3 protein-coding genes are annotated in these 12,143 nt (G+C 66.6%); 2 read left to right on the top strand and 1 reads right to left on the bottom strand.

Going from position 1 to position 12,143, the window contains the following annotated elements; translation table 11 throughout:
- Positions 1–256: 256 nt before the first annotated feature.
- Positions 257–949: a DUF899 domain-containing protein gene (locus tag B0I32_RS53725; RefSeq protein ID WP_106253031.1), complete on the bottom strand. Its 693-nt coding sequence runs from the start codon at positions 947–949 to the stop codon at positions 257–259.
- A gap of 581 nt (positions 950–1,530) precedes the next feature.
- Between B0I32_RS53725 and B0I32_RS53720 the strand changes: the two genes are divergently transcribed.
- A complete protein-coding gene (locus B0I32_RS53720; protein WP_181308815.1) occupies positions 1,531–5,667 on the top strand; it encodes a LamG-like jellyroll fold domain-containing protein in 4,137 nt (1,378 codons plus the stop codon).
- 234 nt (positions 5,668–5,901) lie between these two features.
- Positions 5,902–11,913: an RHS repeat domain-containing protein gene (locus B0I32_RS53715; RefSeq protein WP_181308811.1), complete on the top strand. Its 6,012-nt coding sequence runs from the start codon at positions 5,902–5,904 to the stop codon at positions 11,911–11,913.
- Positions 11,914–12,143 lie beyond the last annotated feature (230 nt).

Below are 12,143 nucleotides of genomic sequence, written 5' to 3'. Positions count from 1 at the left end.
CTCGCTGGCACGCCGCACTGCGCACCGATCCCGCCACCTTCAAAGCCCTGCTGATCGACGGGATCCCCGTGACGGAACTCAGCGACAGGCTGTCGTTCGAGGGCGACCGCACAGTGCTCGACCGCCTACTTAAGGCTCTCGGCTGAAGCCGTTCGGCACGTCCGCTAGGTCCCTGTGTCATCATGCGCGTGGTGCTCCGCGGCGGTTGGCCACGAGCGGCCGACCGCCGCGGCTGGCCCAGGAGGAACGAAGATCCCTAGGCGATGTCGTCCGGGCCGTAGAGGCTGGCGATGCCCTTGGAGGTGGCCCACCGGCTGTAGGTGGGCGACTGCGGCCAGCCGTCAGGCGAGTCCTGCCACTCCTCCTGACGCCCGTACGGCAGCAGGTCGATCAGCCCGAAGGTGTGGCCGAGCTGCTCGGTGCCCCGGCCGTTGGTGTGCCAGGTGCGATACACGGTATCGCCATCGCGCAGGAACACGTTCACGGCGAAGCCTCCGCCGGCCGGTGCGCCGACATCGGCGCCGAAGGGGCTGTTCGCGGTGGAGTACCAGGCCATCATGTTGCCGACCCGGCGCTTGTAGGCCAGCGCCTCGTCGATCGGGCCCTGGGTGACGATGACGAACCGGGCATCGTGGCTCTCCAGGAACTCCAGCCGGGTGTACTGCGAGGTGAACCACGTACAGCCCGGGCACTGCCACTCCTTGCCCGCGAACCACATGTGGTTGTAGACGATCAGCTGCCTGCGGCCGTCGAAGACGTCCGCCAGCCGAACCGGGCCCTTCTCGCCCTCGAGGACGTAGTCCGGCATCCGCACCATCGGCAGGCGGCGACGCTGGGCGGCGATGGCGTCGAGCTCCCGGGTCGCGGCCTTCTCCCGGGCCCGCAGCGCGTCCAGCTGACGCTGCCAGGTGGCAGCGTCGACGACGGGCGGTAGTGCGTTCGTACTCATGGTCCCTCCCTGATCAGGGGCACAACTTGCCGTACACGGAGGTAGACCCGGTCCGAGCGGCAAAAGCATCGGCGCCGGCCCGGCCACCTGACGCTGCGTTGTCAGCAGGACCAGCGCCGGAACACCTCTGATCTTGCGACACCTCGCCACCTCCCTACGCTGGGCGTATGGGGCGTGCCCACAAGGTCCCATGATCGCCGTTTGGTCCGGTACGGCCTGAAGCCGGTAGCAGGTCATGCCGACGAAGCTGCCGATCACCGCCGACACCACCAGGACACCACAGCGGCCCGCCGTTCCCCGTTTCCTTCCCGCCCTGACCGGCGGGGTGTGCACGCTGAAGTACCGATGACTGGCCGGAAACTGACTGGCAATGGCAACTATCGTCCTTGGCGCCCTCAGCCCGACAGCGGGACCATGGATCGACGGACCCTGGCGAACGGTGGTAAGGCGGCCGAGCAGAGGCTGCCAAACGTTAGGCGTGCATGTTGTGGCGGGCAGCATGGACGCTTTGCCTTCGAATGCGTAGAACCTTCCTCGTCAGCTCGCGTCACTGTCGATGGATTGATGAAGTAGAGGCGAGCGTGCGAAGAATTCTCGTCAGCGGCATCGTTCTGGTGTCGCTGTGGCAAGGGATGACGGCTCTCCCGGTCGCGGCCCAAGCGGTGGCGTTGACCGCCGAGCAGCAGGCGAAAGTCACGGGCAAGCCGGTGGAGGTGATGTCCCAGCGGACCGAACGCGCCCAGGTTTTCGCGCAGCCCGACGGCTCCTACAAAATGGAGCAGACGGTCGAGCCGGTACGCGCCCGGCGTGGGCAGGGCTGGGTCGACATCGACACCACCGTGAAACTCCGGCAGGACGGGCGAGTCGCGCCCGAGGCCACCGTCACGCCCACCGTGTACTCCGGCGGTGGCACCGCGGCGTTGGCGGAGTTCGGCTCCGGCACCGACCAGCTCGTGCTGCGCTGGCCCACAGCGCTTCCTCGGCCCGAACTCGACGGCGACAAAGTCGTCTATCGCGAGGTGATGCCGGGTGTCGACCTGCAGCTGGAGACGTTCAAGCAGGGTTTCGGCTACGCGTTGATCGTCAAGAACCGGGCCGCCACGCGTAATCCGGCGGTGCGTAACATCCGCATGCCGGTCGAGGGTCTGACGGTCAAGACCGAGAAGGGCGTGCGAACCGCCGTCACCAAGGACGGCAAGGCACTCTTCAAGTCGCCGACCTCGGTGGTCCAGGACTCCTGGTCGGACGGCGAGCCGGGCATGCGTCGCGGCCACTCGATCATTGCTTCTACTGGCGACGAGATCGTGATCACCCCCGACAGCAAAATTCTGGACGACCCCGAAGCCGGGTTCCCGATCCGGATAGCCGAGCAGTGGTGGCCGGTCGGCCAGTACGGCTGGACGTCGGTGTTCAAGGAGTATCCGGGGGATTCCTACTGGAACGGCGCAAACATGGGCGCGGACAGGCGCGCTCGCGCCGGCTATTCGGGCACCTGGGAGGATCCCGCCGTCACCGTCCGCTCGTTCTACCACTTCGACCTGACCTCCATGCGGGGCAAGCACGTTCTCGGGGCCGAGCTGAACCTCCTCGGCGGATGGTCCTCCACCTGCGCGGAGGGCGACTTCTGGCTGGCACACTCAGACGGCGTCGGTGACGGGACGACCTGGAACACTCAGCCCGGTACCGGGCATACCCAGGCTCGTCGGGAGGCAGGCTTCGGACGCGCCGGTTGCGGCGCCCGGTGGGTCGGCTGGGACGTCGGCTCCGACGTGGCCCACTCCCACCACGTTGCGAAGACCAACTACGTCACATTCCGGATCAGTGGGCCGGAGAGCGACCAAAACGGATGGCGCAAATGGGACACAACGTCCCAGGGTCAGCCGCCGAAGCTCATCATCAACTTCAACCAGTACCCGTATACCCCCGGCGAGCTGACGGCATCACCTAAACCCGGCTGTGCCAGCGCCCCGAATGAGCCGTACATCACCACGACCACGCCGACGATCAAGGCGCGACTCGATGATCCGGACGGTGGCAGGCTGAGGGCGGTCTTCGAGTTCTGGAACGCTGGAGGGGCACGGCTGCATGAGGCCGTGGTCGGTGAGCAGGAGTCCGGCACGCAGTTCCAGGCGACCGCCCCCGCCACCTTGTACCAAAACGGCTCGAGGATCGCCTGGCGGGTCAAGGCAAGAGATCCTCACGGGGCCGAGTCGGACTGGTCGCGCTGGTGCGAGATCAGTGTCGACACCACGGCGCCGGACCGCAAACCGACCGTCTCGTCCACCGACTACCCGGAGCGCGTGTCCAGTGGTGCCCCCGGCAAGTCGGGCCGGTTCTTCTTCGACGCCGCCAAGCTTCCCGATGCCGCCGGATTCCGCTACCGGGTCAGCGGTCAGGGCTGGAATTTCGTTCCGGCGGTGAACGGCTCCGCCGCCGTGGACATCGCTCCGACGACAGCCGACCCCATACGGCTCGACGTCACCATCGAGGACAGAGCGGGCAACGTCGGACAGGACAACGAGCACGATGAGAACCTGAGCAACGTCCGCAAGTACGAGATCAGGGTCAACGGCCCCACGGACCCGACCGGCTACTGGCGGCTGGAGGGTCAGTCTTCGGACACCGAGGTCAGGGACTCCAACGGCGACCATCCGGGTTCGTTCCCCGCGGGTAAGGCCGGCTGGACGAAGGGTAAGGCCGGCAAGGGGCTGGACTTTTCCGGCGGTGCCGACTCCTACGTGAGCACGCGCAACGGCCCCGCTCTCGCCACCACCGCAAACTTCACGGTCAGTGCCTGGGTGCGGCTGGACACCGATCCGGGCAGCCGGTGGGCGACCGCGGTCAGCCAGGATGGGGGCCACGTCAGCCGCTTCGCCCTGCACTACAAGGGCGAGGACACGCGCAGATGGGCGTTCTCGATGATGTCGGTGGACTCCACGAAGCCTCGGGTGGACTCGGCCATCGCGACGGAGGACCGTTTCCTGCCACGCGTTGGCGTGTGGACACATCTGTCGGGTGTGTACGACGTCAGCACGAAGAAGATCCGCCTGTACGTCAACGGCCTGCTCGCCGGTGAGAGCACGCACGACGGGTACTGGGGCAGCCAGGCGCCGCATTCCCTGCAGATCGGGCGCGGTAAGTGGGCCGACACCATCGGCGATTACTGGCCGGGAGCGATCGACGAGGTGAAGGTCTACGACCGTGCGCTGTCGGACATCCCGATCGACTACGGACCGTCGGAACTGGACGCACTCGCTCATACATCGCTGCAGGAAGCGGTGTTCGCCTTCGACGAAGGGTCGGGTACCACCACCTACGACGCGACAGGCAACCCGCGCACCGCGACCCTACCGGCCCAGTCCTGGACTGCCGGTCGGGACGGCACGACCGGGTTCAAGATAGACAGCACCTACGAGGGAACCGACCATGTGATCGCCGAAGGCCCGGCTATTCGGACCGACGACAGCTTCACGGTCTCGGCCTGGGTGAAACCGGCAAAGCTCGCCAGAGGTGTCCGTACGGTTGCGGCACAGTCGGGCGGAGTCATGAGCGGATTCCTCCTGCAATACCGCTGGCCGCAGGGTGCGGAAGCCCCGTCATGGCGCTTCGCCATGCCGGACACCGACAACAGCGCGGCCCCTTGGCCACAGGTGGAGTCGCCAGCACCGATTTACGCCGACGAATGGACGCATCTGGCGGCCGTCTACGACGAGTCGGTGGCCGAGCTGCGCCTCTATGTCAACGGCGCGCAGAGCGGCGCGCCTCAGGCGCTGTCCCCGCGGGTCTGGAACGCCGCAGGGGCGTTTCAGATCGGCCGCGCCCTGTACCTGGGCAAGAACGTCGACCCGTGGGTCGGCGCCATCGATGAGGTGCGCGTCTACAGCGGAGTGCGCAGTGCCAGGGAGATCAATGCGGAGGCGCGCTCGCCGCTGCCCGACCGTAGCAGGTTGCCCGCGCACGGTCGTTTTGTCGACTTCCGGGGCGATCACCGCAGCGGCAACGGGCCGATGCCGGTGGAGTACCGCAGGGAGCAGACGGTCGGCTTTTACCCACCGGCCGGTACTGCGGGCACCCACATGCTCTACAACTGCGTCACTGTCGGCGGCAGCGGCGTCAACGGCTTCACCTCCAGACAACCGGAGTGCGAAGGCCACAAGTCGCTCGGCCCATTGGGGCCTGTCTACACCACTCCTCCGCCTGGTATCACGACCAGAAAGCTGATCCGATGCAAGGTCAGTGCGGGATGGCAGGAGCACTTCGACTCACTCAGCGAGGACTGTGAGGGGCATACCGTCGAGGGTGAGCTCGGCTATCTGCTGCCGTACACGCTGCTGTCGCGTTACCAGACCTTCGACGGTCCAGCCGACCGGCGCAGCGACACAGGCAATACGCCGGCACTGTATCGGGCACAGCGCGACCTCGTGGCACTCCGTTTCGGCGACGCGACCGGGATGAGCCCTCTGTACCTGTGCCGCTCCGGGACCGATACCTACGCATCGAACGATGCCGCGTGCGGTGGCTCAGGTGCCGAGCAGCTCAAGGCACTCGGCTGGATCTGGCCGCAACGACCGGACGACCCCGCCGCGCAGGAGTTGTTCAGCTGCGCCGAGATCAGTGCGACCAGCGAGCGCTTCGAATCGACCGACCCCGATTGTGAAGGACAGGGCGTCCTCGGGTCTCTCGGTTTCGGCCTCAACCCCGCCCGCATCACCACATAGGCACGCGCAGTCACAAGGGCGAAGGCCCGATGGATCATGCAGCACGGGGATTCCGCTGACCTGACCATCACCTTCGAAAACCCCGGCCATCCGATGACGCCCCCCATCGACGCTCACGCCGGCCAGAACTCTGGCCGGCTCGGCGTCCGCCTCCCTACAAGCCTTACGAAAAGGGATGAGATGCGATCTTCACCAGTCAGAAGGGTGCTCGGCCGAGCTGCGACGCTCGGCCTAGTGACCACGCTCGGCATATCTATGGTGGTGGCCTTACCGGCCACCGCCGCTGCGGCGGACAGACCGCCGGGCGACCCGGCACCGTTGAGCCGGGCAACAGATGTCGACGGCAAGGACCTCAAGGTCCCGGCCAAGCCCGCCGATCCCGTCTGGGAGAGCCGGCTGCGCGGAAAGACGGAGGTGAGGTGGCCGGAGGCCGCCACCGCCGAGATCGACGTGGCAGCGGCGACCAAGGCCGCGCGAGTCGGTGACTCACCGGTAACGGTCCGCGCCGCCACACCCGACAAAAGCGGGGCCTTGTCGCCCGCGAAGGTAAAGGTCAACCTCTGGAACCGAGCGGCCGTGGAAAGCCTCGGAGCGCGCGGACTGGTCGTGGATCTGCGCCGAACGGACGGCAAACCGGGCAAGGGACCGGTCGACCTCGAACTCGACTACGCCGGTTTCCGGCGGGCATACGGTGGTGACTTCGGCGCCAGGCTCAGGGTCGTCGCGCTGCCCGCCTGCGCGCTCACCGACCCGGCCAAGCCCGAATGCCGCCAGCAGACCACCGTCGCCACCCGCAACGACGCCAAGGCCGGCAAAGCCTTCGCACGCGTCATGGCCGAGCCGGAAGGGGCCGTGTACGCCCTGGACTCCGCGCCCGAGGGGCAGACCGGCGACTTCAAGGCGACCTCGCTCTCGCCCTCGATGAAGTGGGCAGTCGGCAACAACAGCGGCAGCTTCAGCCTCTCCTACCCGGTGACCGCACCCAAGGTGCCGGGCGGGCTGGTGCCCGAGTTCGCCATGTCCTACTCCTCGGGCAGCGTGGATGGCCGGACGGCGTCCACCAACAACCAGGTCTCATGGGTCGGAGAGGGCTGGGACCTGTGGTCCGGCTATGTGGAATGGCGGTTCAAGGGCTGCGCCGACGACGGTGTCACCAGCCAGTACACCGGAGACCTGTGCTGGGCGGGTGACCACGCCTCGATCGTGTTCGATGGCAAGGCATCCGAGCTGCTCTACGACAGCGGTCGCAGGCTCTGGCGGCTCAAGAACGACGACGGCTCCCGCGTGGAGCAGATGTCGGGTGCGGCCAACGGCGACCGCGACGGCCAGTACTGGCGGGTCACCACCACTGATGGCACCCAGTACTACTTCGGCTACAAGCCAGAGACCCAGTCGACCTGGACCGTGCCGGTGTTCGGCAACGACGCGGGTGAGCCGTGCAACAACACCTCCGGTTTCGGCGCCTCCTGGTGCCAGCAGGCGTGGCGCTGGAATCTCGACCACGTCGTCGACCGCGCCGGCAACACCATCACCTACTTCTACAACAAGGAGAGCAATCACTACGGCCTGAACATGGCGAGGGCCAAGGTCGAATACACCCGTGGCGGGACTCTGGATCGGGCCGAGTACGGTGCCCGCGCGGGCGTGGCCGCCACGGCGATGGTGGACTTCGACGTCGCCGAGCGCTGCCTAACAGGCGCCGATTGCTCCAGGCACACCAAGGAGAGCTATCCGGACGTCCCCTACGACCAGGAGTGCACGGACGCCACCTGTGCGGGCAAAGTCTCGCCAACCTTCTGGAGCACCAAGCGGCTGGCCAATGTCACCACGTCGATCGGCGGGCGTCCGGTAGAGTCCTGGACCCTGGAGCAGGGCTTCCCGCTGACCGGTGACTCCTCCGATCCCGCGCTCTGGCTGCACAAGCTGACCCGTACCGGCCATGCCGGCGGCCAGCAGACCACGATCCCACCGATCGAGTTCCGCAGCTTGCCCGAACCGAATCGGGTGAACACCCCGGAAGACGGGCTGCTGCCGATGCAGAAGCACCGCATTCACACCATTCACAACGAATCCGGCGGGCGCATAGAGATCAACTGGGCACCGGACGACTGCCCAGCGAGCGGGCTGCCCCAGCTCAAACCGGAAGAGAACACGCGGCGCTGTTTCCCGGTGCGCTGGACGCCACCAGGCGCGGAGACCAAGAGTGACTGGTTCCGCAAGTACGTGGTCGCCGAGGTGAACGCCGACGAGCACGTCGCCGGCGGGAAAATCGAGAAGACCTTCTACGACTACTCCGGCGGCGGTGCCTGGCACTACAACGACGACCCCCTGCAGAAGCCGGCGCACCGGTCCTGGACCCAATGGCGCGGCTACGGCGTGGTCAAGGTCCGCACCGGCGACCCGGCGGCCGAGCCGGGAGTGCGGCAGACCGAGAAGGAGTACCGCTACTTCCGCGGCATGCACGGCGACCGGCTCAATCCCGCCGGCGGCAGCAAGTCGGCCAAAGTCGCAGATTCGACGGCCACCCAACATGACGACTTCGACGGCTTGCAGGGGTTCCTGCTCGAGGAACGCACCCTCGATGGCGTCAACGGTCCTGAGGTCAGCGGCACGCTGAACCTGCCCCATCGCGTCAACACCGCCACCCAGGGCAGCGCCAACGCCTACGTGGTCAAGTTGGCCAAGACGTCCGGCCGCACCACACTCGCGGCCGGCGGTGTCCGGAGCACCGAGATCGGCTATTCCTACGATGAGCAGGACCACACGGTCCTAGAGGTCAGCGACCGTGGCGATCTCAGCAAGAGCGATGACGACCGATGCACGACGACCGCCTACGCGAAGAATCCCGGCGCGTGGATCCTCGACCTGCCCAGCCAGGTCACGACCGTCGGCGCCACCTGCGGCACGGCCCCGACGTTCCCACGTGACGCCATCTCCGATGAGCGGATCTACTACGACGGCAAGGCGCTGGGCGCGGCGCCGAGCGCCGGGTTCGCGACCAGGAAGGAGAAGCTCAAGGACTACGTCAACGGCGAGCCGACCTATGTGCTCGACGCGCAGACCACGTTCGACCCTTACGGCCGGCCGCTGACGGTCACCGACGCGCTGGGCCGGGTCAGCGCCACGACGTACACCCCGCAGACCGGGCCACCTACGGCGGTCTACACCAGGGACCCGGCCTGCGACACCGCTACGAACCCCGCAACGGATCCGGCGTGCAACACCAAACGGACCACCACGATGGATCCCGCGTTCCTTGAGCCGCTGTCCACGACGGACGTCAACGGGCGCAGGACCGAGATGACCTACGACGGCTTCGGCCGGCTCACCGCGGTGTGGAAGCCGGGCCGCACCAAGGGCCAGGACAGCCCGAACGTCCGGTACACCTATAGAATCCGCACCGACGGCACCAGCTCCGTGGCGACGCAGTCGTTGAACGCCGCGCTCAAGACCCAGACCTCGTATGCGCTCTTCGACGGTTTCCTGCGACCGAGACAGACCCAGGAACCGGCGTGGCTGCAGGGCGGACTCCCCGGCAGGATCATCACTGACATCCTCCGCGACACACGCGGTCTCGAGGTCAAGCGCAACGGCCAGTACTTCGATGGACAGGTGGCGAGCAGCAATCTCTTCCAGCTGGACTCCGGGGACGCGCAGATCCCGTCGCAGACGGTGCTGACTTACGACGGCGCAGGCCGGGAGATCAAGTCCGAGCTGCGCAGTCAGGGCCGCTCGCTGTCCGACACCTGGGTCACCACCACCGAGCACCGTGGCGACCATACCGTGGTCAGGCCTCCCAAGGGCGGCACGCCGACTATGGCGTTCAAGGACGCCCGGGCCCGGCTCACCGAACTGCGTCAGCTCAACACCGTGGCAGGGCAGCCTGGAGTTACCACGAAGTACGCCTACGACAAGGCGGGTCGGCTGACGACGCTCACCGACCCGGCGGGCAATCAGTGGTCCTACCGCTACGACGTGCGCGGCCGGCAGATCGAGGCCAGAGATCCAGACAAAGGCACGTACACGATGGAGTACGACGACGGGGATCAACTGATCAAACGGACGGATGCCCGTGGTCAGAGCATCACGTATAGGTACGACAAACTTGGCCGCGAATACGAGACCTCTGCGACTCGCACGGGCTCGGCGACCGTGACGACATTGACCAAGAAGACGTACGACACGGTGCCGGGCGCACGCGGACAGCTGGCCTCCAGCACCCGGTTCGCCGGTGACCAGCAGCAGCCGTACAAGACCGAGATCCTCGGCTACGATGCCGCCTACAACGTCACCGAGCAGTTGCTCACCATCCCGGCCACCGAGCCGGGACTGGCCGGCACCTACCGTTCCAAGGCGAGGTACAGTCCCGATGGAGCGCTGACCTGGGAGAGCGTGCCGATACTCGGCGGCGACGTGGGCGGCGAGGAGATCAACTACACCTACGACGACTTCGGCAAGCTGAGCGGTGTCGGCAACGACAACAACAGCTACGTGAGCTACACCCGCTACACCGAGTTCGGCGAAGTGGAAATGATCCGCCGCGGCGCGGTGAACAATGAGGCCTGGACGCTCAAGGACTACACTACGGCGACCCGCCGGCTGTCCCAGATCAACGTGGAAACACGCAAGACCGTCGGCGTCCAGCAGGGCATGAGCTATACCCACGACGAGGAAGGCAATGTCACCAAGCTGGTGACCACCGTCCCCGGGCAGAAGATCGACCGTCAATGCTTCGGCTACGACTTCCTCAAGCGACTGACCCAGGTTTGGACGGCCGGCAGCACGACCGCCGATGACTGCAGGCTCGCCGCGGGCAGCACCATCGACGGTCCGGCACCGTACTGGACGACTTACGACTACGACCAGATCGGCAACCGGAAGGGCGAGACCGAGCACGGCCTCGCCGGTGCTCGCGACACGGTACGGACGTCGGCCTACCCGGCCACGGGCCAGCCTCGCCCGCACGCTCCGCTGTCGGTGACCACGGACGGCCCGGGGGGTGAGAAGACGGATACTTACGACTACTACCCGACGGGCTCGACCAAGACCCGGCCTGGGCCTGGCGGTACGGCACAGACAGTGCACTGGGATGAGGAGGACCGCCTGGCTTCCACCTCGGCCGGGACGAGCTCCGTCTACGAAGTGGACGGAGACCGGCTGATCAGCCGGGACAGCGCCGGCTCCACGTTGTTCCTGGACAGCGGTGAAGTCCGCTGGAACAAGGCGACCGGCCAACGAACCGGTACCCGCTACTACAAGCATGACGGCGAAGTGATCGGCATGCGGACCGCCAAGGCGGTGACCTGGTTGTCGCAGGATCACAACAGCAGTGACGTCGCCGCGATCGACGCGGTCACCCTGCAGGTCGTCCACCGGCGGCTGGATCCGTTCGGCAAGCAGCGGGGCGCATCGCCGGCCGGCTGGCCGTCGAGCCGCGGCTTCGTCGGAGGCATCACCGAGTCGGCGACCGGGCTGACCAAGCTGGGCGTGCGCGACTACGACCCATCGGCCGGCAAGTTCCTCTCAGTGGATCCCCTGCTGGACCCGGGCACCCCGGAACACATGAACGCGTACTCATACGCGAACAACACACCGGTGACCCTCAGCGATCCCGACGGTCGGATCCCTCAGGGGCCGATGTGCCCCGATGGCGAATGCAACCACAGGTACGGCCCGCCGAAGCGGCAGAACAACCCGGCCACCGGTTACAATCCGGTGCCGCCGCCCTGGAAGCCGCCGCCGGCGCCGCGTTACCCCATCAACCGTAACAAGGCGAACTGCGCGGACGGGGAGGCTCCCTGCCGTGGCGTGCTCGGTTCGAAGCCTCTTGTGCCGCAACCCGTCAGCCGGCCCGCTCCCGCCACGAACTGCGCGAGCTTCGACCGATATGAACTCACCATCTGCAGGTCGTCTAGTCGCGAGGGCGACACAACGATCGAGAGGTACACGGTGAAGACCCCCAGTGGGGAGTGGTGGCGTGAGACGAGGACCTACCCGGGCGGCGGTCAGCTCATCTGCCGAAGCAGCAGCGAGCACTGTACGGCCAAGGCGCCTGTCAAGGTGTCGACGGACTGGGATTGCGCGAAAGAAGTCCTGGACCTTACCGGCTCTGGCGCGGCGCTCGTGATCGGAGCCGCAGCAGCGACGTCTGGGCAGCCAGGAGCGGTAGTCCTTGGAGTGGGTGGCGTCGTGGGCGGGTTGGCGACAATAGGCGGAAACCTCATCGGAGTAAATAAGGAGTGTTGACCGCCTGAAGCCTGTGATATACGGCACGGCGACCAACGCCACTACCGCACCCGCCGTCAGGTGGGTGCGGTAGTGGCGGGGAAGTGGCAGTGCTGCCAGCCTGCTACCTCTCCGGAACAATCCCGATCCGGCGCCTGCGCGAATCGATGATTCGGATGGGTGAGCCGGCGGCGAAGCTGGTCTTGGGTTGGGCGCGGGTGTATCGCCAGCAGACGTAGGCGCCGCTAGCC

This window comes from Nonomuraea fuscirosea (assembly GCF_003001935.1).
GTDB classification, from domain to species: Bacteria; Actinomycetota; Actinomycetes; order Streptosporangiales; family Streptosporangiaceae; genus Nonomuraea; species Nonomuraea fuscirosea.
This window is presented reverse-complemented; position numbering and strand designations above follow the sequence as displayed.